The organism is Paraburkholderia sp. CNPSo 3272 (assembly GCF_024206495.1).
Classification (GTDB): Bacteria; Pseudomonadota; Gammaproteobacteria; order Burkholderiales; family Burkholderiaceae; genus Paraburkholderia.
In genome coordinates, this window is sequence record NZ_JAMBPQ010000012.1 from 159194 (window position 1) to 184995 (window position 25802).

Below are 25802 nucleotides of genomic sequence, written 5' to 3' on the forward strand. Positions count from 1 at the left end.
AGGCGCCGCGGATCACGCGTTATTGATAATCAGTGAAGCGCGAGTCCGGCGGCGACTGAGCCGGCAGCTGCGTGTACCCCGGCACTGCGGTCCTGAACGCCGCCACCAGCCCGTTGTCGACGTTCGACAGTCCCTTGAGCGTAAGCTGCGCGAGAAACCGCGTTGACGAATTAGGCGTGCCCGACGTATTGAGCCCGTTCGCGTAACGCTGCAGGCCGACCCCGAGCACCCAGCAGTCGGCGTCGTACTGCATGCCGACCAGGCCGTCGACAATCCGATGGCCGTTCAGATCGTAGTTGAAGCGGCCCACCGCGTACACCCGGTGTGAGAACGGCCATTGAGCCGAGATCAGCACCTGATTGATCGGCTGGTAGTCGAGCGTGGTGTTCGCGCGCGTGTAGCGATACGCCACGTTCAGCACGCGGCTCGTTCCCGGGCTGTACCCGAACCCGATGCTTGCCTTCGTGAGCTGGTTGCTGTCGGCATTATATTGGAACGCCGTTTCCGAAGCGAAACCGGCCCCGATTTTCAGGGCAGCGCCCGCAATCAGGTCCGAATGCGTCGCCTGACTCGTGCTTTCGCCCGAGTTGAGCGTGACGCGCTGATCCTGGAAGTAGTACTGCTGCGCGATCACGAAGCGCGCGCGCTCGTCGCCCGAAGCCGGGTCGATGAAACGCGTAGTGAGCGCGGCCGTCAGGCGATTCGCGTCGGCGATGCGGTCGTTGCCGACGAAGGTGTTCGGCGTGAAGATTTCCGCCAGGCCGAAGTCCGACTCGGCGGTATCGAAAAGGGGTGCGAACTGCTGGTTGCGGTACGGCGTGTACACGTAGTACAGGCGCGGTTCCAGCGTCTGGATGTAATCCTGACCGAACAGATGGACCGAGCGGTCGAACACGAGGCCCGTGTCGAAGCTGAAGGTCGGGATCGATTCGGTGAAGCTCTTCGGCGTGCCGACGGGCGAGCCGAAGGTCGTGCCCGCCGGGCCGATATTGCTCAGGTTGTACGACGCGAAGTGCCACTGAACCTTCGGCGTGACGAAGTAACCCGGCCCCACCAGGGAGTACGACACGTACGGATTGAAGACGACGCGGTCGCCTTCGGTCGCATTGTCTTCCGTGATGCGGAAGCGCGAATAGTCGGCTTCCATGCCGTAGTCGAAGCCGCCGACGTTGTACTTCGCGTACTTCACGTTCAACTGCGGCTCGCGGCCATACGGCGGCGTCGACGACTCGACCGTCTGCCAGTGCTGGTAGCGGCCCAGCACGGACCACGGTCCGCTGTTGTACGTGAGGCCGGCTTCCTGCTGATACAGCGTCTGCGTGCCGTTCAGGAACTGGTTGGCCGGAGACGACAGGTCCGACGGATAGGTATTGTCCGAGACCTTGTTGTAGTAGACGTACCCGCCGAACCCGTTGCCGAAGTTCTGGTTGTGCTGGATGAACAGCGCGTAGCGGTTCGTCTTCGTGATCGCATCGTCCGGCAGGAAGGTCCCGGTGATCGAGCCCGAGTAATTCGTCGAGAGATACCGGTAGTTGCCCTGCAGGAACACGCCGCGCTTCGAGATGATCTCGGGCGTGAACGTGAAGTCGCGGTTCGGCGCGATGTTGAAGTAATACGGCAGCGAGATTTCGTAGCCGTTCGTCGAACTGATCGAGAACGTCGGCGGCAGCAGGCCGCTGCGACGGTCGCCCGAAAGCGGGAACGACAGCCACGGGCTCGCGAAGATCGGCACGTCCTGAAAGAACAACACGGCGTTGTGCGCGACGCCTTCGTCGCTGCCGGTGTCGAAATCGAACTCGCTGCCCTTGATGTACCACGCCGGATTGGTCGAGCAGTGGCATGCCGTATAAGTGCCGGTCGTGAGCACCGAACGCTCGCTGTCCAGCAAGTCGGCGCGCGCGGCGCTGCCCGAGCCGCCCGTGAGCGTGAAATGGTATTTCGGCGCGGGCATGAAGCCCTCGTTCGCCTCGACCTTCAAATGCGCCTCGGGCCCCGAGAACGTCGTGCCGTTCTGCACGACCGTGACATTGCCGTAGGCATTGGCCATGTCGGTGTCCTGGTCGTAGTGCAGGGCGTCGCCCTTCACCACGTTCGAACCCTGGCGCAGCTCCGAGGCCCCTTTGACGGCGAGGTCGGTGTCCACCGTGCCGGTCGTCGAATCGCCGAGCACGAACGTCGCCGGGTGCTGGCCCGACGCATTGGGGTGATCTTCGAGTTGCGGTGCGATCCGCAGGCTCCACGGGCCGTCCAGCTGCTCGGGCTGCGCGGCCGCGCCCGAGAGCTGGGCGTGCGCGAGCGCGGGCACCAGACCCGGTACGGCCAGGAGTGCCGCGATGAGCCGCCGCTTGCCCGGCACGCCGTCGTCACTAGGGGAGATCGTCTGGAAAAGCTGTCTGGGCGGCATGTATGGTTTTGGCGAATCGGCCCGGCCGCCTGCCCTCTCCATGATGGTGGCCCGCCTGGGCACCCGCCTCCCGATGAACCGGATCGAGGCCGGGCTGCAAACAATTGATTACAATTCATCGCCCCCCTGGAGCGACGATGAATGCGGCGAGCGAACCGTCATGCGGGCTTTGGCGCGAGTCGCGTCAAAAAAGTCGTGGGGTATTATATGGCAAGACGTTGATCCACTGATTTTGCCTCTGGCTTTCATGACCTTTTCCGCCGCGCATTCTCCCGCCACTTCCCCTGGCGCCTCGCCGACCGACAATCGCCGCGACCTGCTCGCCGCCTGGCTCGGCAGCCACGCCGGCCAGTACGCCCTCGACCTCGCAACGCTCGCCCCGGCCTCGGCCGACGCGAGCTTTCGGCGCTATTTCCGCCTTGCGAGCGTGGGCGAGCACGGCGCGTCGCTGATCGCCGTCGACGCCCCGCCGCCCGAAAAAAGCCGCGAGTTCGCCCAGATCGCGCAGTTGCTCGAGGCGGCCGGCGTCCACGTGCCGCGTGTGCTCGAAGCCGATTTCGACGCGGGCTTCATGCTCGTGACCGATCTCGGCACCGCGCCCTACCTGAATGCGCTGCAGGAAGCCGGCCCCGGCGCGCGCTCGCGCGAGCTGATGCGCGGCGCCATCGACGCGCTGATCCGCTGGCAGCTCAGCTCGCGGCCCGGCGTGCTGCCGGATTTCGACGAAGCCTTCATGCGCCGCGAGATGGAGCTGATGCCCGAGTGGTATCTGGAGCGCCATCTGGGCCGCAAGGTCGACGAAGCCACGCGCGGCGTGCTCGATCGCACCTTCGCCCTGCTCGTGGCGAGCGCCCGCGCGCAGCCGCAAAGCTTCATGCTGCGCGATTTCATGCCCCGCAACCTGATGATCGCCACGCCCAACCCCGGCGTGCTCGACTTCCAGGACGCCGTGTACGGCCCGATCACCTACGACGTCGTCTCGCTGCTGCGCGACGCGTTCCTGAGCTGGGACGAGGAGTTCGAGCTCGACTGCTTTGCGCACTACTGGGAGCGCGCCAAGAAGGCGGGACTGCCCGTCGATGCCGACTTCGGCGAGTTCTACCGCCAGCTCGAGTGGATGGGCCTGCAGCGCCACATCAAGGTGCTTGGACTCTTCTGCCGCATCAACTATCGCGACGCCAAACCGCATTACATGGCCGACCTGCCGCGCTTTCTCGCCTACGCGAGCAAAGTCGCGCACCGCTACCGCCCGCTCGCGCCGTTCGCACGGCTCATCGACGAGCTGCAGGGCAGCGCCGTCGAAGTCGCTTACACCTTCTGAAGCGGGCCGTCATGACCCAATCGAATCACACGCCGGCCAGGGCGGGCCACGGCCGCACCGCCATGATCTTCGCCGCCGGACGCGGCGAACGCATGCGCCCGCTCACCGACACCTGCCCGAAGCCGCTCCTCGCCGTGGGCGGCAAACCGCTCGTCGTGTGGCAGATCGAGCGGCTCGCCGCGGCGGGCTACACGCGCATCGTCATCAATCACGCATGGCTCGGCGCGCAGATCGAAGCCGCGCTCGGCGACGGCGCGCGCTTTAGCGTGACGCTCCACTATTCGCCCGAGCACGACGCGCTCGAAACGGCGGGCGGCATTGCCCAGGCGCTGCCGCTCATCGAGTCGATGGGCACGCCCGAGGTGTTCCTCGCGGTGAGCGGCGACGTCTACAGCGCCTACGACTTCGCGCGCCTGAACATGCACGCGCAAACACTCGCGGCACAAGCGCGGCCGGGCATGCATCTCGTGATGGTGCCAAACCCGCCGTTCCACGCGAAGGGCGACTTCGCGCTGGGCGCCGACGGCCGGCTCGCGCTCGAAGGCGCGCCGCGCTACACGTTCGGCAATATCGGCCTCTATGACACGCGCATGTTCCGTGACCTCGCGCCCGGCACGAAGCGCGCGCTCACGCCGTACTATCGCGAGGCGATCGCGCAAGGACGCGCGAGCGGCGAGCTGTACGAAGGCGTTTGGGAGAACGTCGGCACGCCCGCGCAGCTCGAAGCGCTCGACGCCGCGCTGCGAAATTCGACGAACGCGCACCACGGCTGAAACCGGCAACGCGACGCGCCGTGCCAACGCCGGCGCGGCGCGCATCTTCAGTTTCCACCCGCCGCCGGCAACTCCACCTGCCCCTGTTGTGCCTGGGACTGTGACTGGGACTGGGGCGCCTCACCCGCTTTCTGCTGCTGAAGCGCCCACATCTGCGCATAGTGTCCGCCCGCGTGCAGCAATTGCGCATGCGTGCCGCGCTCGACGATGCGCCCGTGATCCATCACGATGATCTGCTGCGCATGCACGACGGTCGAGAGCCGGTGCGCAATCACGAGTGTCGTGCGCTCGCGCGCGATCTGGTCGAGCTCGTGCTGGATGGCGCGCTCCGAGCGCGAATCGAGCGCTGACGTCGCCTCGTCGAACAACAGGATCGGCGGATTCTTGAGCAGCGTGCGCGCGATCGCCACGCGCTGCTTTTCTCCCCCCGAAAGCTTCAGGCCGCGCTCGCCAACGGGCGTGTCGTAGCCCTTGGGCAGGCTCTCGATGAACGCGTGAATGTGCGCCGCGCGCGCCGCCGCAATGACTTCCTCGCGGCTCGCCGTGGGCCGGCCATAGGCGATGTTGTAATAGATCGAGTCGTTGAACAGCACCGTGTCCTGCGGCACGATGCCGATCGAGGCGCGCAACGAATCCTGCGTGACATCGCGGATATCCTGACCGTCGATCGTAATGGCGCCGCCGCTTTTGCCAGGATCGGTGCGGTCAAGATCGTAGAAGCGGAACAGCAACCTCGCGAGCGTGGACTTGCCAGAGCCGCTGTGCCCCACCACGGCCGTGGTCGTGCCCGCCGCAATCGTGAAGCTCAGGTCGTACAAAATCTGGCGTGACGGCTCATACGCGAAGTTCACGTGCGAAAAGCGCACTTCGCCGCCGCGCACCTCGAGCGCCTGCGCGCCGGGCACGTCGGCCACTTCGCGCTCGACAGTGAGCAGCGTGAACATGCGGTCCATGTCGGTGAGGCTTTGTTTGAGCTCCCGATACACCACGCCGAGAAAATTCAGCGGAATGTAGAGCTGCAGCATGAAGGTGTTGATGAGCACGAGGTCGCCGAGCGTGAGCCGCCCCGCCATCACGCCCTGGGTGGCGCGCCAGAGGATGAACACGAGCCCGGTGCCGATGATCGCCTGCTGTCCGAAGTTGAGCGCCGAAAGCGAGTGCTGCGACTTGATCGCGGCCTGCCGGTAGCGGTGCAGGTTCTCGTCGTAGCGCTTCGTCTCCCACTCTTCGTTGCCGAAGTACTTCACGGTCTCGTAGTTGATGAGCGAATCGATTGCGCGTGCGTTGGCGCGCGAATCGAGCTCGTTCATCGTGCGGCGGTAATGCGTGCGCCACTCCGTCACCTTCACCGTGAACACGATGTACGCCACGAGCGCGATGAGCGTGACGATCGCGTAGTACGCCTCGTACTTCACCACGAAGAAGCCGAGCACGAGGCCCACTTCCACGAGCGTCGGCAGGATGCTGTAGAGCGAGTACGAAATGAGCTGCGTGATGCCGCGCGTGCCGCGCTCGATGTCGCGCGACATGCCGCCCGTCTGCCGTTCGAGGTGAAAGCGCAGCGAGAGCGCATGCAGATGGCGGAACACCTTGAGCGCGAGCTGGCGCACGGCGCTCTCGGTCACCTTCGAAAAGAGGATTTCGCGCAGCTCCGTGAACAGCGACGTCGACAGACGCACGACGGCGTACGCCACCACGAGCAGTCCGATGCCGCCCGCGAGCACGATGCCGGGCGCGTGCTCCGCGCGACCGAGCGCCGTGAGATGACGCACCGGGGCGAGACCGTCGACGATGTGCTTCATCACGATCGGCACGCCAAGGTTGGCTACCTTCGCGCCGATCAGGCAGGTGAGCGCGAACGCCACGCGCCATTTGTAGGCCGTGAGGTAAGGCAGCAGCGAAACGATCGTCTGCCAGTCGTTGCGCGGCCCGGTGGCGGGCAGTGCGGGTTCGTTGGAAGCGGGAAAGCGGCGCATGGGGCGAGCGGCGTGATGCCTGTGCCAGGCGGCGCGCCAGGGCCGGTTCGGGAACCGGAAGCTGGCGCGGCGCAAACGGCACGGCGAGTCATGTGGGATAGATGTGAGGTTCCTGGCGACGGGTTTCGCAAAGGTGGAGGGCTCTAATCGACGCGCCCGCCGCGCCTGATGCTTTCCCGTACAATTCCTGATCGACCTATTGTCGCAGAAGGCGGCGCACGCCGCTGGGCGCCCAACGCGGGCCCCGGACCCGCGCCGCAACGCCTTGCGCCGTTCGATCCCTTTTCATGGATGCCCAATGACCGACTCCTTCCCGCTCCCTCAAAAATCGCCTGCGCTGCGCGTCGTGCCGCAACCCTCGGACGCCAACGTTCACGGCGATGTCTTCGGCGGCTGGATCATGGCGCAGGTCGACATTGCCGGCTCGATTCCGGCGAGCCGCCGTGCGAACGGACGCGTCGCGACCGTCGCCGTGAACTCGTTCGTGTTCAAGCAACCGGTGTTCGTGGGCGATCTGCTGAGTTTCTACGCCGACATCGTCAAGACCGGCAACACGTCGGTGACCGTCGAGGTCGAGGTGTACGCGCAGCGCATGCGGCTCCAGGAGGAAGTCGTCAAGGTGACGGAAGCCACGCTCACCTATGTCGCCACCGGCGCTGACCGCCGCCCGCGTCAGTTGCCGCCGATCGAATAACGGCAACGCCGAGGCAATCGCGAACGCCCGGCCGTAGCGCGGGGCTCAATCCGTCCACGCGAGCCCGGGCGTTTCCTCGTAGGTCGCGCTCGCGCGCAACAGCGCCGCGGCCTCGTCGCCGGGCAGCGGCGGTGCGAAGAAGTAGCCTTGCAGCTCGTCGCACGCGCGCTCGCGCAGGAAGGCGAACTGCGCCGAGGTCTCCACCCCTTCCGCGATCACCTGCAACTGCAGCTCGTGCGCAAGCGCGATGATGGCCGCCGTGATCGTTTCGTCGTCGCTGCTCGTGCCGATGTCGGCCACGAACGAGCGGTCGATCTTGAGCCGGTCCACAGGCAGACGCTTCAGGTAGCTCAGGCTCGAATAGCCGGTGCCGAAGTCGTCGATGGCAATGCCGATGCCGAGCGCGTGCAGCTCGTTCAACATCGACACGGCTTCTTCGGCATTGCGCATGAGGGTGCTCTCGGTCAGCTCGATTTCGAGCCAGCAGGCCTCCAGGCCGGTTTCCTGCAGCACGTCCTTCACGAGCTGCGCAATGTCTCGCTGGTGGAACGTCTTCGCCGAGAAGTTCACGGACACGCGCACGGGCGGCAGCCCCGCGAGCTGCCACGCGCGATTCTGCCGGCAGGCTTCGCGCAGCACCCAGTCGGAAAGCGGGCCGATCAGGCCGCTTTCCTCCGCCACGGGAATGAACTGCGCAGGCGAGACGAGCCCTACCTCGGGATCGCGCCAGCGCACGAGCGCCTCCATGCCGATGATGCGCCCGCCCTCGATCTCCACCTGCGGCTGGTAGTGCAGCAGGAACTCGCTGTCGCGCAGCGCCCGGCGCAGGCGCCGCTCCAGATTCAGGCGCGCCCCCACATTCGCGTTCATCTCGGGCTGGAAGAACTGGAACGTGTTGCGGCCCATGTCCTTCGCGCGGTACATCGCGACGTCGGCCTTCTTCATGAGCGTTTCGGCGTCGTTGCCGTCCTGCGGGAAGACGCTCGCGCCCATGCTGCAGCCCACGTACAGCTCGGTGCCGTCGATCCACGCCGGCTCCGAGATCAGCGCGCGCGCCCGCTCCATCCAGCCGATCAGCGACTTCTCGTCGATGGTGTCGGTGAGCACGATCACGAACTCGTCGCCGCCGTGGCGCGCGACCGTGTCGGTCGTGCGCGTGCAGCGCTGGAGCCGCTCGGCCACCACACCCAGCAGCCGGTCGCCCACGCTGTGACCGAGACTGTCGTTGACGTTCTTGAAGCCGTCGAGGTCGATGAACACCACTGCCACGCCCGTGTCGTGCCGCTGCGCCGCGAGCAGCGCGTGCTGGAGACGGTCGCGCAGCAGGTTGCGGTTGGGCAGCAGCGTGAGGCTGTCGTAGTTCGCCTGATATTCGAGCTGCTCCTGGTAGCGGATCAGCTCGGTCACGTCGTTGATGATACCGATGTGGTGCGTGATGCGGCCGTCGAGATCGGGCACCGGCGCGATCAGCAACTGATTCCAGAAGAGCGCGCCGTCCTTGCGATAGTTGCGCAGCACGGCGCTCACTTCGCGATTGGAAAGCAGCGCCTTGCGCACCGCGATGAGTCCGTCCTGATCGCGGTCGTCGCGCTGCAGGAGGCGGCAGTCCTGGCCGATCACCTCGGCCGGATCGAAGCCCGTGATGCGGCGAAACGCCGGATTCGCGTACTCGATCAAGTTGCTGCCGCCCGGGCCCGGCGCGGTGATCAGAATGGCATTCACGCACGCGTCGAGCGCGCGGCTTTGCAGGCGCAGCGCGAGGTCGGCGCGCTTGCTTTCGGTGGTGTCCGAGTACGAGCCGAGCACGCCGATCACGCGGCCGTCGCCATCGAGCAGCGGCAGCTTGCTCGTGAGCGTCGTGCGATGCAGGCCGTCGATCGTGTGGTTGTCCTCATAGTTGATACGCGGCAGTCCCGAGTCGATCACCTCGCGGTCCTGTTCGCGCATGCCGTCGGCGTAGGCCCGCCACGGCAGGTCGTCGTCGGACTTGCCGATAATCTGCTCGGGGTACGCGAGGCCCGCGTCCCGCGCGAAGGTCATGTTGCAGCCGAGATAGCGCGACTGCGCGTCCTTCCAGAAGATGCGCTGCGGGATGTTGTCGATCACCGACTCGAGCATCTGGTTCGAGCGCTGCGCCTCCGCTTCGGCCTGGATCTGCTCGGTCACGTCGTCGGCGAGCACGAACACGGCGTCGCGGCCGAGGAAGGTGAGCGAGTGATGCGAGATGTCGGCGCTGATGATCGAGCCGTCGCGGCGGCGATGGTGCCAGATGCCGGCCATCATGCGCACGTTCTGCGTGACCATGTCCGAGCGCGTGAGGTGTTGCTCGAGCCGCGAGACGTCCTCGGCGGGACGGATTTCGCGGATCGTCATCGCGAGGAATTCTTCCTCGCTGTAGCCGTACTGCTGAATCGCGGCGGCGTTCACCGCGAGAAAACGCAGCGTCTCGCGGTCGAACACGTACATCGGCACCGGATGCGCGTCGAACAGACCCTGAAAGCGCTCGCTGCGCAGGCGCATGCCGCTCACGGCGCGCAGCTTCTCTCGGGCGGCGCTCTCGCGCGCGCCGAACGTGTAGATCAGCAGCGTCCCGCCCGCGAGCATCGTCACGATCAGCAGCAACAGCGCGCGGCCGCCCGAGCGCTCCGAGTCGGCGAGCGCGGCGGCGAGCGCCAGATCTTCCGCGCGTTGCAGCGACGCGAGCTGCCCGTCGAGCTGGTCCACGAGGTTGTCGAGGCGGATGTATTCGCCGGCGAGCCACGCGGCCGCGGCGGGCGACAGCGTTGCCGGGTCAGGCAGCGCAGCGGTCCCCACGATGGGGCGCTGGGCACCATTCGCCGCGCCGTTCGCGACAGCCGGTGCCACTGTGAGCGTATCCAGCGTCACGGCGCTCGCCGCCTCGTCCGCCGCGGCGTGCAGCGGCAAGATCGTGCCTGTCACGACATGACCGGCCATGCGCGCGTCTGCGGTGTTCCCGGGTTGAATCGTCTTCGCGGCGGCGGCGTTGCGGGCGAGCGCCTCGCGGGCTGCCCACGGCGCCGCGGGCGAGCGCGCGGCGTTCGCGGGCGTCGCCGTGCCGAATTCCTGGCTGGACGCACCGTCAGCCGGTACAGGCTGCGTTGCGACCGTCCCGCTCGCCCCCGCCGCCACGGCCGCCTGCCCGCCCTCGTCGGCAACGCGCTGCTCGGCGCGCGCAAGCGTCACGTCGATCTCGCTCGCAATCGTGGCTCCCTGCCCCGCCAGCGCGTCGAAACGGGCTGCGAGGTCGGCGTTGCCAGCCAGCTTCGCTCGCAGGGCACGGGCGGTTTCGTCGAGCATGGCGGCGCGCGCGTCGTGCGCGGCGGCAGACTCCGGCTGACCCTGCACGGCGAAACGGCCCAGCGCGCTCACGCCGCTGCCGAGCGCATCGCGATAGCGGTCGAGGTCGTGACGGATCGTCGCCGCCTGGCTCGCGCGCTGGTCGATCTCGCGCTGACCGTCGATCTGCGTCCACGCAACAAAAGCGTTCGCGCCGACGGCCGCCGAGACGACGGCCAGATTGATGAGTTGGCGCTTCGAAAAAAGAAGGTTCATGAATGCCGAGCGTCGTTCGCGCCCGCGCCGTGAGCGCGGGATGATGGGTCACGACTGCGCGCGACCGGTCGGCGCCTGACGCGCCAACCCGAAATAACGGCAGGGCCGGCCGGGTCTTGAGGGTAAATGTGGAGAAAGAAGCGGAAAACGACCCGCGGCTGCGCGGGGCAGCCGGCCGTCAGCGGGAATCGGGTAGGGATCGCGATGAATCGTGGCGCGCGGGACCGGCGGGAAACAGCGTTTAACAAGTCACCGCGGCACCGCCAGCCCGAACTCGTGCATCGCCGGCGCGAAGTCGTGATTGCTCTCGGGTTTGCGCGCGAGCTTTGCAAGCACGTAGCGCTGGAACGGGTCGAGCTGCGCCCACTCCTCGAGGTCCGGCGCCTGCAGGCTGGCAAGCTCGGACTGCAGCGCAATGCCGCCGGGCACCGCGTTCACGTCGCGCCAGGCCGGCGCTTCTTCGGGCGCGAACCATTCCGGCTCGACGTTCGCGTGCGTGCGCATCATCTCGAAGAGCGCGTGGTCGAAATTGGGCTCGATTTGCGCGTCCTCGTCCACAGGGAAACACGCCAGCAGCCGGCGGTCCTCATAGGGCAGCAACTGCCATTGCGCGAGAGAAATGCGCAGACCAAAGCGATCCAGGTTGAAGCGCACGCACATCGGGATATAGGTGAGGTTTTCCGACGAGTCGACCTCGAACCGGAAAAGCAGCGGAGCTTCGTTCAATGCCATGACGGTATCCTCGCGAGGCGGGCATAAGCGCGGGCGGCCCGCTTGAGGTATTTTAGAACCTTCCGCGCGCGGCGCGGCCCCGCTGTCCCCGGCGGCGCTGCGGTACCGCGCCGCACAAGGACTGATGGAGTTTCGCGCTTGTCCCCTTCAACTCGTACCCCAACCCGCACGCCAATGAGCACCGCAGACCGGCCGCAGATCGCGACGCCGAATCCGCCGACGCATCCCCTCGAAACCGAAGGCCAGCCTGGCGCCATCGAATTGCGCGTGCACCGGCACCGCGGCGGCACCGTGGAAACACGAGAGGATTACGTGGGCCAGGAATGGCCCGTCGCGCTCGTCTTCAACGGCATTTCGCACGCGGTGATGATGTGCACGCCGCGCGACCTCGAAGCGTTCGCCGTAGGCTTCGCGATTTCCGAAGGCATCGTCGGGCGCAACGCCGACATTCAGGACGTCGAGGTGTACTGGCATGCAGAATCGGATCTGCCGCACGCCGAAGTCCACTTGACCGTGGTGCAGCAGGCGTTCGTCGAACTCAAGGAAAAGCGCCGCGCGCTCGCCGGGCGCAGCGGCTGCGGCGTGTGCGGCATCGAGAGCATCGATCTGCTCGACCTCGAGCCCGAACTGGTGCCCGATACGGGCTTCGCCGCGCGCCTGGCTCCCGACGCCATCGCGCGCGCCGCACGCGAACTGCCGCAACACCAGGCGCTAACGAAGCTCACCGGCGGCCTGCACGCGGCCGCGTGGTGCGACGAACACGGCGCGATCCTGCGCGCCTACGAGGACGTGGGCCGCCACAACGCGCTCGACAAGCTCATCGGCCAGCTCGTGATGGAGCGCGCCGACACACAGCAGGGCTTCGTCTTCCTCTCCAGCCGCGCGAGCTACGAGCTGGTGCGCAAGGCCGCGCGCGTGGGCATTCCTATGGTCGCGACGATCTCGGCGCCCTCCTCGCTTGCCATCGCCATCGCAAAGCGCGCCGGACTGCGGCTCGTGAGCTTTTGCCGCGAGTCCGGGTACGTCGATTACGAAACGGCGTGACGCGCGGTTAGCGTTTAATCGAACTGCCGGAAATCGGGCTTGCGCTTTTCGAGGAAAGCCGTGAACGCCTCGCGCGCTTCGGGCGCGAGCAGCATCTTGCCGAAGTGCACGAACTCTTCGCTCATGCGCGTCTTGACCTCGTGCGTGTCCCCGCGCTTCATGAGCGACTTGGTTACGCGCAGCGACGACGCGGGCAGCGCCACGAGCTTCGCCAGTTGTCCGCTGACAAACGCGTCAAGCTCGGCCGCCGGCAGCACGCGGTTCACGAAGCCCATGCGATGCGCTTCCACCGCGTCGAAAGTTTCGCCGAGCAGCAGCTTTTCCGCCGCGCCCTGGTAGCCCGCAATGCGCGGCAGCAGCAGCGACGAAGCGGCTTCTGGGCACAGCCCGAGTTGCGCGAATGGCACGGCAAAACGCGCGCTTTCGGCGGCATAGACCATGTCGCAATGCAGCAGCAGCGTCGTCCCCACGCCGATCGCCGGCCCTTTCACCGCGGCGACGAGCGGTTTCTCGAACGCCGCGATGGCGTCGAGAAAGCGGATCACGGGCGAATCGGCGCCCGCGGGCGGTCCCTTCAGAAAGTCTTCGATGTCGTTGCCGGCCGTGAAGATCTCGGCATGGCCGCGCAGCAGCGCCGCGCGCACCGAGGCGTCGTTGTTTGCGCCGTTGAGCGCGTCGGCCATCGCCTGATACATCGCGGTGGTGAGCGCGTTCTTGCGCGCGGGCCGATCGATGGTGATCGTGAGCACGCCGTTTTCGGGTGCTACCAGGATTTCGTTGCTCATGTACCTGTCTCCTCGCATCCCAATCGTGATACGAAAAACGGTTCGCAGACCGCGAAGTCTGCGAACCGTGTCGATAACGCCAATGCGCTAACCGGATGAACGCTTACAGCCGTTCGATGATGCCCGCCGCGCCCATGCCGGTGCCGACACACATCGTCACCATGCCGTACTTGTAGTTGCGGCGGCGCAGGCCGTGCACGACCGTCGAGGCGCGGATCGCGCCCGTCGCGCCGAGCGGGTGGCCCAGCGCAATCGCGCCGCCAAGCGGGTTGATCTTCGAAGGATCGAGGCCGAGGTCCTGGATCACCGCCAGCGACTGCGCGGCGAACGCCTCGTTCAGCTCGATCCAGTCGAGATCGTCCTGCTTCAGGCCCGCAGCCTTCAGCGCCGCCGGAATCGCTTCCTTCGGACCGATGCCCATGATCTCCGGCGGCACGCCGCGCACCGCGAAGCTCACGAAACGCGCGAGCGGCGTGAGGTTGAACTGCTTGAGGATCTTCTCGGAGACGACGATCAGCGCGCCCGCGCCATCCGACGTCTGCGAGCTGTTGCCGGCCGTGACCGAGCCCTTGTTGGCGAACACCGCGCGCAGCTTCGCGAGGCCTTCGAGCGTGGTATCCGCACGCGGGCCTTCGTCCAGCTCGATCAGGCGCTCCTTCACCTTCACTTCGCCCGAAGCGAGATCGGGGGAACGCTCGACGAGCGTGTACGGCGCGATCTCGTCCTTGAACTCGCCGGCCTGCTGCGCGGCGAGCGCGCGGCGGTGCGATTCGACCGAGAACGCGTCCTGCGCTTCGCGGCTCACTTTCCAGCGCTCCGCGACCTTCTCAGCGGTCAAGCCCATGCCATAAGCAATGCCGATGTCTTCGCTGCGATCGAAGATGTGCGGCGAGAGCGACGGCTTGTTGCCCATCATCGGCACCATGCTCATCGACTCGCAGCCGCCCGCGATCATCGCGTCGGACTCGCCCACGCGGATGCGGTCCGCGGCCATCGCGAGCGCCGTGAGGCCCGATGCGCAGAAGCGGTTGACGGTCACGCCGCCCACGCTCTGCGGCAGACCCGCGAGCAGCGCGCCGATACGCGCCACGTTCAGGCCCTGCTCGGCTTCCGGAATCGCGCAGCCGACGATGGCGTCTTCGATCACGCTCGTGTCGAGGCCGGGCACCTGCGCCACGGCCGACCTGATCGCGTGAACCAGCAGCTCGTCCGGGCGGGTGTTCCTGAACACGCCGCGCGGGGCCTTGCCGATGGGCGTGCGGCTCGCGGCGACGATGTATGCGTCCTGCAACTGTTTGCTCATCTCTTACTCCAGTATCTGGTGTGCGTCGTGCCGCTTAGTTGCGCACCGGCTTGCCGGTTTGCAGCATGCCCATGATGCGTTCCTGCGTCTTCTGCGTACCGAGCAGATCGACGAAGGCGCGGCGCTCGAGCTTGAGCAACCATTCTTCGTCGACGAGGCTGCCCGCCTCGACGTCGCCGCCGCACACCGCTTCCGCGATGCGGCTCGCGATCAGGAAGTCGTGATCGCTGATGAAGCGGCCGTCGCGCATATTCACGAGCGATGCCTTGATGGTCGAGATCGCCGAGCGGCCCGCCACCGGAATCTGCGTGGCGCGCAGCGGCGGACGGTAGCCCGCGGCGGAGAGTGCGCGCGCTTCCTTCTTCGCCGTGTCGAGCAGTTCGAACACATTGAAGACGATCGTGTCCGAAGGCTTCAGGTAGCCCATCGCGCGTGCTTCGTGCGCCGAGGCCGAAACCTTCGCCATCGCCGCGTTTTCGAACGACTTCTGCAGGAACCGGAGCAGATCGCTCGGTACCGCGCCAATCGCCGCTGCGCCTTCAGCCGCGCGAATCGCCGCCTCCTTCAGGCCGCCGCCCGCGGGCACGAGACCCACGCCCACTTCCACGAGGCCGACGTAGCTCTCGACGTGCGCTACGCGCTTCGCGCTCTGCAGCATGATTTCGCAGCCGCCGCCGAGCGCGATGCCCGAGACCGCCGTGATCACCGGCACGTTCGCGTACTTCACGCGCAGCATCGTGTCCTGGAACTTCTTCACGAACGGCTCGATGCCCTTCGCCCCGCCCATCATGAACGCGGGCATCGCCTCTTCGAGGTTCGCGCCTGCCGAGAACGGGCCGCCCGGCGCGCCGAGCTTGAGCGACGTCGGCTGCCAGATCACGAGGCCCTTGTAGCCGTCTTCCGCGATGTCGATGGCCGTCACGAGCGAGTCGAGCAGGGCCGGGCCCATCGTGTTCATCTTGCTCTTGTACGAGACGATGACGACGTCGTCCTCGCCCGCGCGGTCGTCCACCCAGGCGCGCAGGTTGTCGTTCTCGAACAGCGTCTTGCCGTAGGTCTTCGGATCGCGTGCGCTCGTTTCACCGAACAGCGCCGCACGGAACACCTGACGCTCGTACACCGGCAGAGTCGAGCGCGGCACGAAGCGCGCTTCGGCCGGCGACCACGAACCTTCCGCGCCGTGCACGCCGCCGTTCGCGGCGACCGGGCCTTCGAACACCCAGGCGGGCAGCGGTGCATTCGACAGCGCCTTGCCCGCGTCGATGTCTTCCTTCACCCACTCGGCGACCTGCTTCCAGCCCGCGGCCTGCCAGCCTTCGAACGGACCTTCGTTCCAGCCGAAGCCCCAGCGGATCGCGAGATCGACGTCGCGCGCGTTGTCCGCGATCGACTGCAGATGCACGCCGATGTAGTGGAACACGTCGCGGAAGATCGACCACAGGAACTGCGCCTGCGGATGTTGCGTTTCGCGCAAGAGCTTCAGGCGCTCGGCGGGCGGACGCTTGAGGATGCGGCCCACCAGTTCGTCGGCCTTGCCGCCGCCGTCGACGTACTCGCCCGTGTTGGCGTCGAGCACCTTGATGGCACGGCCTTCCTTGCGATAGAAACCGCCGCCCGTCTTCTGGCCGAGCGCGCCCTTCGCCACGAGACCCGCGAGCACGGCCGGCGTCTCATACACAGGGAAGAACGGGTCGTCCTTCAGGTTGTCCTGCATCGTCTTGATGACGTGCGCCATCGTGTCGAGACCCACGACGTCGGCCGTGCGGAACGTCGCCGACTTCGCGCGGCCAAGGCGTGCGCCCGTGAGGTCATCGACTTCGTCGAAACGCAGACCGAACTTCTTCGCCTCGGCGATCACCGCGAGGATCGAGAACACGCCCACGCGGTTCGCGATGAAGTTCGGCGTGTCCTTCGCGCGCACCACGCCCTTGCCTACCACGCTCGTTAGGAACGATTCGAGCTGGTCGAGGATTTCGGGCTTCGTTTGCGACGTCGGAATCAGCTCGACAAGGTGCATGTAGCGCGGCGGGTTGAAGAAGTGCACGCCGCAGAAGCGCGCCTTCAACGCATCGTCGAAGCCATGCGAGAGTTCGGTGATCGACAGGCCCGAGGTGTTGGTTGCGAAAATCGCGTTCGGGCCGAGGTGCGGCGCGACCTTCTTGTAGAGGTCGTGTTTCCAGTCCATGCGTTCGGCGATCGCCTCGATCACCACGTCGCATTCCGCAAGCTTTGCGATGTCGTCTTCGTAGTTCGCGGGCGTGATGTATTGCGCGTCGTCCTTCATGCCGAAGGGCGCGGGCGAGAGCTTCTTGAGCGTCTCGATCGCCTTCAGCGCGATGGCGTTCTTCGGGCCTTCTTTCGCGGGCAAATCGAACAGCAGCACGGGCACGCGGGCGTTGATCAGGTGCGCGGCGATCTGCGCGCCCATCACGCCGGCGCCGAGCACGGCCACCTTGCGAATATTGAGGTTGCTCACGTTGTTCCTCCAGCTGGTATGCAATGTCGAGCGGATTGAGGTTTGAGGGCGGCGCGCGTCAACGTGGGCCGCCTCTGGACATCGTGTTGACTGGCGCGCGCCTTTGAGAAGCGCGCGCCCGTTGGCGTTTAGAACAGCGCTTCGTCGACTTCCATCAGCGTCTTCGAACCCGCGCGCGCCTGGCGGATCGACGTGGCCGTTTCGGGCAGCAGCTTCGCGAAATAGAAACGCGCCGTGGCCAGCTTCGACCTGTAGAACGGATCGCCCGAGCTTTCCTTGTCGAGCGCGACGCGCGCCATGCGTGCCCAGAAGTACGCGAACACGAGGTGGCCCGCCGTGCGCAGATACGGCACCGCGGCCGCGCCCACTTCGTCCGGGTTCTGCATCGCCTTCATGCCGATTTCCATCGTGAGCTTCTGCATCTTGTCGCCGATGTCAGCGAGCGGATTCACGAACTCCTGCATTTCCGGCTTGACGCCTTCGGCTTCGACGAAATCCGTCACGAGCTTGCCGAACTTCTTGAGCTTCGCGCCCATGTCGCCCAGCACTTTGCGGCCCAGCAGGTCGAGCGACTGGATCGTGTTCGTGCCTTCGTAGATCTGGTTGATACGCGCGTCGCGCACATACTGCTCCATGCCCCACTCGGAGATGAAACCGTGGCCGCCGAACACCTGCATGCCGAGGTTGGTGCTCTCGAACGCGTTGTCGGTGAGGAAGGCCTTGATGATCGGCGTGAGCAGCGCGACGAGGTCGGCCGCTTCCTTGCGCTCGCCTTCGTCGCCGTGCGAGAGCTCCTTGTCGATCTGCAGCGCCGACCAGTAGGTGAACGCGCGCGCGCCTTCGGCCCATGCCTTCTGCGTGAGCAGCATGCGGCGCACGTCCGGATGCACGATGATCGGGTCAGCGGCCTTCTCGGGCGCCTTCGGGCCCGTCAGCGAGCGCATCTGCAGGCGCTCCTTCGCATAGACGAGCGAGTTCTGGTACGCGACTTCGGTGAGGCCGAGGCCTTGCATGCCGACGCCCAGACGCGCCGCGTTCATCATCACGAACATGGCGTTCAAGCCCTTGTTCGGTTCGCCGACGAGCCAGCCCTTCGCGCCGTCGAGATTCATCACGCACGTCGCGTTGCCGTGAATGCCCATCTTGTGCTCGATCGAGCCGCACTTGATGCCGTTGCGCTCGCCCACTTCGCCGGCTGCCGTGGGGATGAACTTCGGCACGACGAACAGCGAGATGCCCTTGGTTCCCGGCGGCGCATCAGGCAGGCGCGCGAGCACGAGGTGGACGATGTTCTCGGCCATGTCGTGCTCACCGCTCGAGATGAAGATCTTCGTGCCGGTGATCGCGTACGAGCCGTCGCCGTTGGGCTCGGCCTTGGTGCGCAGGATGCCGAGGTCGGTGCCGCAGTGCGGCTCGGTCAGGCACATCGTGCCGGTCCACACGCCTGCAACGAGCTTCGGCAGATACGCCTTCTGGAGTTCGGGCGTGCCGTGCGCATGCAGACACTCGTAGGCGCCATGCGAGAGACCCGGGTACATGGTCCACGCCTGGTTCGCCGAGTTCAGCATTTCGTAGAGCGCGTTGTTCACGAACGCGGGCAGGCCCTGGCCGCCGTATTCGGGATCGCAGCCGAGCGCGGGCCAGCCGGCTTCGACATATTGCCTGTACGCTTCCTTGAAACCAGCGGGCGTGGTGACGACGCCGTCGCCGGCGTAGGTGCAGCCCTCACGGTCGCCGATCTGGTTCAGCGGAAACAGCACCTCGGAGCAGAATTTGCCGGCTTCTTCGAGCACCTGGTTGATGGTGTCGGCGTCGAGGTCGGCGTGCTTCGGCATCTGCTTCACTTCGCCTTCCACGTTCAGCAGTTCGTGCAGAACGAACTGCATGTCGCGCAGCGGCGCGGTGTACTGTCCCATGTCTTCTCTCCAAAATTTGAGCTTCGGGTCCCTCGCGCGCCGCCGCGACTTCGATGTTGCGGCCTGGGCGCTACTGGGTCTCGCTCTGATACGAAACAATCAGCCTCTCGAACGCGGCCCACGTATGCTCGACCGCGTCCGGCAGATGCAGGAAGCGGCCGTCATGATGAAGGCCGAGCGTCACGCTATACAGTTCGAAGAGCATCAGCGCGGGATCGGTCTCCTTGCGCAAATGGCCTTCTTCAATTGCCTGCGAAATGGCCCTCAGGAGCGCCGCGCGCCACATCGACACGCTCGCGACCAGCGTCTCGCGCACCTGGCTGTCCGCGCGGTCGTCGTACTCGACGGCGCCGCTGATGTAGATGCAGCCGGTCGTGACTTCGTGAATGCGCTTCTCGAACCATCGCGACAGCATCGCACGCAGACGCGGCAAACCGCGTGGCTCGCGCAAACTCGGAAAGAAGACTTCTTCCTCGAATCGACGGTGGTACTCGCGCACCACCTCGACCTGCAGGTCCTCCCGAGACCCGAAGTGAGCAAAGACGCCACTCTTGCTCATCTGCATGCGCTCCGCGAGCAGGCCGATGGTCAGGCCTTCAAGGCCATCGCGACCTGAGAGGTCGAGTGCTGCATCCAGAATGGCGGCTCGTGTCTGTTCGCCTTTTCGCATAGCTTTCTTTACCGTAACGATGTGGCCTCGATGTCGCTGTCAACTGCTCATTAACTGCTTACATCTTGGCTTGAATTAAATCGAACGGCCGTACTATTGTTGAGGACAGCCGTCCGCGAAACAAGGACTTTATTAGAAACCGATTTCTAACCGGCACTCTAATTTTCGGGGTTCGGGCACCGCGCGCAAGCCGACATTCTCTCGATTGCACGTACGTGGATTCGTATGGCAGCGTTCTGTTTCTAGTCGTAGCCGCCCACGGTGATGAGCTTCATGAGCGCACGATAGAACGCCCACGCGAGCCAGTTCACGGCGCGCACCTGCCACGGCCGTGCCTCGTATCGCGCGCGGTCGATCTGCGCGGCGTCTCCGAAAGCCGCAAGGATCTCGCCGCGCAGCTGTTCGATCTGCGGATGCTGCACGAGCAGCACGTTGGCCTCGTTGTTGAGCACGAGGCTGAGTGCATCGAGGTTCGAGGAACCCACGGTGCCCCAGCTCGAATCGACGACGGCCACCTTGCCGTGGAGCATCGTTTTCTCGTACTCCGCAATCTGCACGCCGGCGCTGAGAAGCTGGTGATAGAGGAACGGCACTCCGTAGTCGAGCACCTTGAATTCCTTTCGTCCGACCAGAAGCTTGACCGCGACGCCGCGTTCCGCGGCGCTCACGAGCGCGCGACGCAGCCGCCGGCCCGGCATGAAGTACGGATTGGCGAGCAGCACTTCCTTGCGCGCCTCGCCGATGGCGTCGAGATAAGCCTTTTCGATCGCGCGCCGGTTCACCACGTTGTCGCGCGCGACGAACGCCACGCAGGGAACCTGCGCCGCGCGCGGATCGCGCACACTCGCGCGCAGGCGTTCGCGCAGACGCGTGAAGAAGCGTTTCGCCCGAGACGAGCGAACGGTGGGCGCAAGCGCACGCAGCGCGTCGTCGACGATCAGCGTGGGGCGACCCACCGTATGCCCGGTGGGATGCGGCGACATGAAGCCCGCGCTCGCGGGCACGCCGGGCGACACCTGCTGGGGCAGCGGCGGCCGGTAGCCGAGCCGGATACGCCGCCACTGCTGCTCGATCGCGAGTCGCACGTCCACCACCACGGGGCCAGACAGTTCGACGGCGAAATCCCAGCGTGCGTACGGCAGCCTGTGGCCGTTCTGCTCGAAATCGTCGATCACGTTGATGCCGCCGCAAAAGGCGAACTGGTCGTCGACCACGGCGAGCTTGCGGTGGGTGCGCGAGAAGCCGAAGCGCCCGAAGATATGCGGGTTGTAGACGCGGTGCTCGACCCCCGCGCCCGGCCAGGTCTCGAAGAGCGCAATGCGCGGCGAGCCGATGCCGTCGGTGATGACGCGCACGCGCACGCCGCGCGCCGCCGCGCGCATGAGCGCATCGGAGAGTGCGCGGCCGATGTCGTCGTCGCAGAAAATATAAGTTTCGAGCGCGACGTCACGCTCGGCGGCGTCGATGCGCTCGATCATCGCGCCGAACAAATCGGCGCTCGAGCCGAACAGGCGCACGTCGTTGCCGCTCGTGAAGCGATAGCGCGAACGATAGCGCCGGCCAAGCAGCGACTCGCGCAGCCTCACTACACGCTGCGATTCAATGCCGGGATCGGTACTGGTTTCGCTCATGTTGCGCTCACCCGCGTCCCTCACACCCTTCGCGCGCTTCGCGTAGCCGCATGGGCAGTTGCAGAATGGCCTCGCGGTTCGACCACGAGAAGCACTTCGCCGCCGCCTGCTCGTTGGGCAGCCACGCATAGGCCGTATGCTCGCGCGGCGCGAGCGTGACGACTGTGCCCCTGGGCACTTCCAGGCTGAACCAGTGCTCGGTGTTGCGCGTGACGCCGGGCGCGTAGCGATGCCGCCACACGGGATAGATTTCGTACTCGATCTCGTGGTGCCAGTCGAGCAGCGCCGCCGGCGGTACGTTCACGGCGCCCACAGCAATACCCGTCTCCTCGCTCACCTCGCGCACGGCGGTTTCGGCGAACGACTCGTCGAGTCGATCCTTCGAGCCGGTGACCGACTGCCAGAAGCCCGGGCGGTCAGCGCGTTCGATGATCAGGACCTCCAGTTGCGGCGTATGGATGACGACGAGTACGGATTCCGGAATCTTCGGCGGCTTCTGCATGGTGTTGGAGGGTGGGGAGGAACGCGCGCTGCGCGCTTGCGGCGCGTCTAAAGATAATTTAACGCAAAAAGCAAAAAAGGCGCACGATGCGCCTTTTTTGTTGTTGCGATGCAAAAGCCCTGGGGGCCTTCACAGCAGCCGAATGCGGCTTACTGCGCCGTCTTCTGCTCGGGCTGGCGCAGACGGATGTGCAGTTCGCGCAGCTGGCGCTCGTCCACCGGGCTCGGGGCCTGCGTAAGCAGGTCCTGCGCGCGTTGCGTCTTCGGAAACGCGATCACGTCGCGAATCGAATCGGCGCCGGCCATCATCGTGACGATGCGGTCCAGACCGAACGCGATACCGCCGTGCGGCGGCGCGCCGTATTGCAGCGCGTCGAGCAGGAAGCCGAACTTCGCGCGCGCTTCTTCCGCATTGATCTTGAGCGCGCGGAACACCTTGCTCTGCACGTCTTCCTGATAGATACGCACCGAGCCGCCGCCGATTTCCCAGCCGTTCAGCACCATGTCGTAAGCCTTGGCGAGGCAGCGGCCCGGATCCGTTTCGAGGTATTCCAGGTGCTCGTCCTTCGGGCTCGTGAACGGGTGGTGCGCGGCCACGTAGCGGTTTTCTTCCTCGTCGTACTCGAACATCGGGAAGTCGATGACCCACAGCGGCTTCCAGCCCTTCTCGACGAGACCGTTGGCACGGCCGAACTCAGAGTGGCCGATCTTCAGGCGCAGTGCGCCGAGGCTGTCGTTCACGACCTTCGCACGGTCTGCCGCGAAGAAGATGATGTCGCCGTCTTGCGCGCCGGTGCGCTCGAGGATCGCGGCAATCGCGGCGTCGTGCAGGTTCTTGACGATCGGGCTTTGCAGACCGTCACGACCCTTCGCGGCTTCGTTGACCTTGATCCACGCGAGACCCTTCGCGCCGTAAATGCGCACGAATTCCGTGTAGCCGTCGATGTCGCCGCGCGACAGCTCGCCGCCCTTCGGCACGCGCAGCGCCGCGACGCGGCCGTCCTTCGTGTTGGCCGGTGCGCTGAACACCTTGAAGTCGACGTCCTTCATGGCGTCGGTCAACTCGGTGAATTCGAGCTTCACGCGCAGGTCCGGCTTGTCCGAACCGAAGCGGCTCATGGCTTCCGAGTACGGCATGATCGGGAACTTCGCGTCGAGCTCGACGTCGATCGTTTCCTTGAACACGTGACGCGCCATATCTTCGAACAGGTCGCGGATTTCCTGCTCGCCGAGGAACGACGTTTCGCAGTCGATCTGCGTGAATTCGGGCTGACGGTCGGCGCGCAAGTCTTCGTCGCGGAAGCACTTGACGATCTGGTAGTAGCGATCGAAGTTCGCCACCATCAGCAACTGCTTGAAGAGCTGCGGCGACTGCGGCAGCGCGAAGAACTGGCCCGCGTTCACGCGCGACGGCACGAGGTAATCGCGCGCGCCTTCCGGCGTGCTCTTCGTGAGCATCGGCGTTTCGATGTCGATGAAGCCGAGCGCGTCGAGATACTTGCGCACGGCCATCGTCACGCGGTAGCGCAGACGCAGGTTGTGCTGCATCTGCGGACGGCGCAGGTCGAGCACCCGATGCGTGAGGCGCGTGGTTTCCGAGAGGTTGTCGTCGTCGAGCTGGAACGGCGGCGTGACCGATGCGTTGAGCACCACGATTTCGTGGCACAGCACTTCGATCTTGCCGCTCGTGAGGTTCGCGTTGACCGTGCCTTCCGGACGAGTGCGAACGAGACCCTTGACCTGCACGCAGAACTCGTTGCGCACGCCTTCGGCGATTTTGAACATTTCCGCGCGGTCCGGATCGCAGACGACCTGAACGAGGCCCTCGCGGTCGCGCAGGTCGATGAAGATGACGCCGCCATGGTCGCGGCGGCGCTGCACCCATCCGCACAGCGAAACAGTTTGGCCCAGCAGCTGTTCGGTCACCAGACCGCAGTATTCAGATCTCATCGACATGATGTTCGTCTTTCGTTATGCATGAATGAACGGGAGCGGCGCGCAGCAGCGCGTCGTCCGGTATTAAAGCGGAGGATCGATGGGGCGGCGTGGTGAGGTTGCCGGCGCGACCACGCCCATCGAAACAATATACTTGAGCGCGGCGTCGACGGTCATGTCCAGCTCGACCACCTCGCTCTTTGGCACCATCAGGAAAAAGCCCGACGTCGGATTCGGCGTAGTCGGGACATACACGCTCACGTGATCTTCCTGCAGGTGGTTGACCACGTCGCCGCCGGGAATGCCGGTGAGAAACGCGATCGTCCACGAACCCTTGCGCGGGTATTCGATCAGGAGCGCTTTGCGAAATGCATTGCCGTTGCTCGAAAGCAGTGTATCGGAAACCTGCTGGATGCTGCCGTACAGCGGTCCGATGATCGGAATGCGGCGCACCAGCGCGTTCCACCACTCCACCAGCTTCTGGCCGATGAAGTTGTGCGTGAGCAGACCGACCCCGAAGATGAACGCGAGCGTCAGCACCGCGCCGAGTCCCGGCAGGCGCACACCGAACATGCGCTCCGGCCGCCACGATTCGGGCAGCAGCAGCAGCGTCTGATCCATCGTGCCGATGACGAGGTTCAGCACCCACAGCGTGATGGCCAGCGGCACCAGCACCAGAAGGCCGGTCAGGAATACCGATTTGAACGTCGCTTTCTTGATCGTCATGTACACCGCCATGCGGGCCGCGCGCAGCCACAGGCTGCCGGCGCGGCTACGGCGCGGCGCGTGTCCCGGAAATACAGGAATCGCGCCGCAGGTTATCAGGTCGAGGCTGCCGGGCTGGGCGTACTCGCGGGGGTGCTTGCGGCGGGCGCGGCTGGGCTCGACTCGCTGGAAGCACTCGTGGCACCCTCGCCGGCCGGCTTGCTGGCCTCCGACGACGGCGCGTTTTCGCCAGCCTCCTTCGCGCCGGCCGCCGCGCTGCCCTTGCCGCCGTTGCCGCCGCGGAAATCGGTGACGTACCAGCCCGAACCCTTCAGCTGGAAGCCCGCCGCGGTGACCTGCTTGCGAAACGTGTCCGCGCCGCAGTTCGGGCACTGCGTCAGGGGCGCATCGCTCATCTTTTGGAGCACGTCCTTGTCGAAGCCGCACGACTCGCAGCGATAAGCGTAGATCGGCATGATCTCTATCCTGATGAAAATCTGATAATTGCTTGCAAAGCCTTGAATTATAGCCGCAAACCAGGATCGCCCCTGGCATTTACCGGGGTGGGGTGTCCAGCGCAGAGGGTCGGAGGGTTGCGGCCGCTCAAGTCAGATGAGGGCAGGTTGCGCGCACATCAAGAGCGCGCGCGGCCATGCAAGGCGCCGCGCGCGTGGCGCGAGCGCCTGAGGCAGCTCAAACGGGCGACGGCGCGACGTCGTTGCGGCGCCACACGAGCCAGCGCTCGCGCCCGGCGAACACGGGCAGCGAGTCGGCCACGGGCTGATCGTCGGCCAGCGTGAAGTACGGCGTGAGCAACGCGTCGAGTTCGTCGCGCGCAATCGCGAACGGCGGCCCCTTGGGCGTCTCGCCGATGAAGAAGTAGCCCGCGAGCAACGCGCCGGGCTGCAACAGCCCGGCCATGCGGTTGGCGTAGCTCGCGCGCTGCGCTTTGGGCAGCGCACACAGGAACGCGCGCTCGAACACCCAGGCGGGCGTGAACGGCGGCGTATAGGCGTAGAAGTCCGCCTCTTCGACGACACCGGCGTACTGCCCCAGCGCCGCGCGCGCGCTCGCGACAGCAGCCGGAGCGAAGTCGATGGCGCGCACCGTGCGACCGCGCTCCGCGAGCCAGCGGGCCTCCCAGGCGTTGCCACAGCCCGGAATCAGCACCGCGGCCTCGGGGTGCGCGGTGGCGAAAGCTTCGAACTGGCGCTGCACGCCCGCCTGATCCCAAGGCGTGAAGCCGCGCTCAAAGCGCTCGTCCCAGAACGAGGGCGACGCCGGGTCGCGGGTTTCGAACTCGGGCACGTCGCCCGGTTGCGGCGGCAGGATCGGGTCGCTCATCGTCTCACTCCTTGTTCTC

Annotated in this window: 19 protein-coding genes; 4 read left to right on the top strand and 15 right to left on the bottom strand. The window is 65.7% G+C overall.

Annotated features, from left to right (window positions below):
* Window positions 1-19: 19 nt before the first annotated feature.
* A complete protein-coding gene (locus M3I53_RS17400) occupies window positions 20-2404 on the bottom strand; it encodes an LPS-assembly protein LptD (RefSeq protein WP_254317129.1) in 2385 nt (794 codons plus the stop codon).
* A gap of 247 nt (window positions 2405-2651) precedes the next feature.
* Here M3I53_RS17400 and M3I53_RS17405 point away from each other — a divergent pair, with 247 nt between their 5' ends.
* Window positions 2652-3725 (top strand): aminoglycoside phosphotransferase family protein, encoded by a 1074-nt coding sequence (locus tag M3I53_RS17405; protein ID WP_254317130.1) that lies wholly within the window; start codon window positions 2652-2654, stop codon window positions 3723-3725.
* A gap of 62 nt (window positions 3726-3787) precedes the next feature.
* Window positions 3788-4498, top strand: coding sequence for an N-acetylmuramate alpha-1-phosphate uridylyltransferase MurU (gene murU, locus M3I53_RS17410; protein WP_254317155.1), 711 nt, complete (start codon window positions 3788-3790; stop codon window positions 4496-4498).
* Between the two features lie 47 nt (window positions 4499-4545).
* Here the strand turns inward: murU and M3I53_RS17415 are convergent, their stop codons facing one another.
* A complete protein-coding gene (locus tag M3I53_RS17415) occupies window positions 4546-6474 on the bottom strand; it encodes an ABC transporter ATP-binding protein/permease (protein WP_254317131.1) in 1929 nt (642 codons plus the stop codon).
* Between the two features lie 298 nt (window positions 6475-6772).
* Here M3I53_RS17415 and M3I53_RS17420 point away from each other — a divergent pair, with 298 nt between their 5' ends.
* Window positions 6773-7168, top strand: a complete 396-nt coding sequence (locus M3I53_RS17420) for an acyl-CoA thioesterase (protein WP_028206008.1) — start codon at window positions 6773-6775, stop codon at window positions 7166-7168.
* Window positions 7169-7213: 45 nt separating this feature from the next.
* Here M3I53_RS17420 and M3I53_RS17425 read toward each other — a convergent pair whose 3' ends face one another.
* Window positions 7214-10741: an EAL domain-containing protein gene (locus M3I53_RS17425; RefSeq protein WP_254317132.1), complete on the bottom strand. Its 3528-nt coding sequence runs from the start codon at window positions 10739-10741 to the stop codon at window positions 7214-7216.
* 249 nt (window positions 10742-10990) lie between these two features.
* A complete protein-coding gene (locus tag M3I53_RS17430; RefSeq protein ID WP_254317133.1) occupies window positions 10991-11473 on the bottom strand; it encodes a nitrate reductase associated protein in 483 nt (160 codons plus the stop codon).
* Between the two features lie 174 nt (window positions 11474-11647).
* On the opposite strand from M3I53_RS17430, the gene fdhD reads away from it, so the two are divergent.
* Entirely contained in the window at window positions 11648-12517 is an 870-nt protein-coding gene (fdhD, locus tag M3I53_RS17435) for a formate dehydrogenase accessory sulfurtransferase FdhD (protein WP_254317134.1), read from the top strand.
* A 14-nt stretch (window positions 12518-12531) separates the two neighbouring features.
* On the opposite strand, the gene M3I53_RS17440 is transcribed toward fdhD, so the two are convergent.
* The 11 genes from M3I53_RS17440 to M3I53_RS17490 all read right to left on the bottom strand — a co-directional run bounded on the left by M3I53_RS17440 (window position 12532) and on the right by M3I53_RS17490 (window position 25783).
* The gene (locus tag M3I53_RS17440) at window positions 12532-13302 is read right to left on the bottom strand and encodes an enoyl-CoA hydratase (protein ID WP_254317135.1); all 771 of its coding nucleotides are present in this window, start codon (window positions 13300-13302) and stop codon (window positions 12532-12534) included.
* 103 nt (window positions 13303-13405) lie between these two features.
* Window positions 13406-14605: an acetyl-CoA C-acyltransferase gene (locus tag M3I53_RS17445; RefSeq protein WP_254317136.1), complete on the bottom strand. Its 1200-nt coding sequence runs from the start codon at window positions 14603-14605 to the stop codon at window positions 13406-13408.
* A gap of 34 nt (window positions 14606-14639) precedes the next feature.
* Window positions 14640-17081, bottom strand: a complete 2442-nt coding sequence (locus M3I53_RS17450; protein WP_254317137.1) for a 3-hydroxyacyl-CoA dehydrogenase/enoyl-CoA hydratase family protein — start codon at window positions 17079-17081, stop codon at window positions 14640-14642.
* Between the two features lie 128 nt (window positions 17082-17209).
* On the bottom strand, window positions 17210-18997 hold the full coding sequence (locus M3I53_RS17455) for an acyl-CoA dehydrogenase C-terminal domain-containing protein (RefSeq protein ID WP_254317138.1): 1788 nt from the start codon (window positions 18995-18997) through the stop codon (window positions 17210-17212).
* A 70-nt stretch (window positions 18998-19067) separates the two neighbouring features.
* The gene (locus M3I53_RS17460) at window positions 19068-19667 is read right to left on the bottom strand and encodes a TetR/AcrR family transcriptional regulator (protein WP_254317139.1); all 600 of its coding nucleotides are present in this window, start codon (window positions 19665-19667) and stop codon (window positions 19068-19070) included.
* Between the two features lie 242 nt (window positions 19668-19909).
* On the bottom strand, window positions 19910-21298 hold the full coding sequence (gene clsB / locus M3I53_RS17465) for a cardiolipin synthase ClsB (RefSeq protein ID WP_254317140.1): 1389 nt from the start codon (window positions 21296-21298) through the stop codon (window positions 19910-19912).
* A 7-nt stretch (window positions 21299-21305) separates the two neighbouring features.
* Window positions 21306-21800, bottom strand: a complete 495-nt coding sequence (nudB, locus tag M3I53_RS17470; protein WP_254317141.1) for a dihydroneopterin triphosphate diphosphatase — start codon at window positions 21798-21800, stop codon at window positions 21306-21308.
* A 149-nt stretch (window positions 21801-21949) separates the two neighbouring features.
* Window positions 21950-23755 (bottom strand): aspartate--tRNA ligase, encoded by a 1806-nt coding sequence (aspS, locus tag M3I53_RS17475; protein ID WP_254317142.1) that lies wholly within the window; start codon window positions 23753-23755, stop codon window positions 21950-21952.
* Window positions 23756-23818: 63 nt separating this feature from the next.
* Window positions 23819-24460 (bottom strand): DUF502 domain-containing protein, encoded by a 642-nt coding sequence (locus tag M3I53_RS17480; RefSeq protein WP_042266455.1) that lies wholly within the window; start codon window positions 24458-24460, stop codon window positions 23819-23821.
* Window positions 24461-24555: 95 nt separating this feature from the next.
* Window positions 24556-24915: an FmdB family zinc ribbon protein gene (locus M3I53_RS17485; RefSeq protein WP_254317143.1), complete on the bottom strand. Its 360-nt coding sequence runs from the start codon at window positions 24913-24915 to the stop codon at window positions 24556-24558.
* 217 nt (window positions 24916-25132) lie between these two features.
* Window positions 25133-25783 carry a methyltransferase domain-containing protein gene (locus M3I53_RS17490; RefSeq protein WP_254317144.1) on the bottom strand — a complete coding sequence of 217 codons (651 nt, stop codon included), beginning with the start codon at window positions 25781-25783 and terminating at the stop codon, window positions 25133-25135.
* Window positions 25784-25802: the final 19 nt, after the last annotated feature.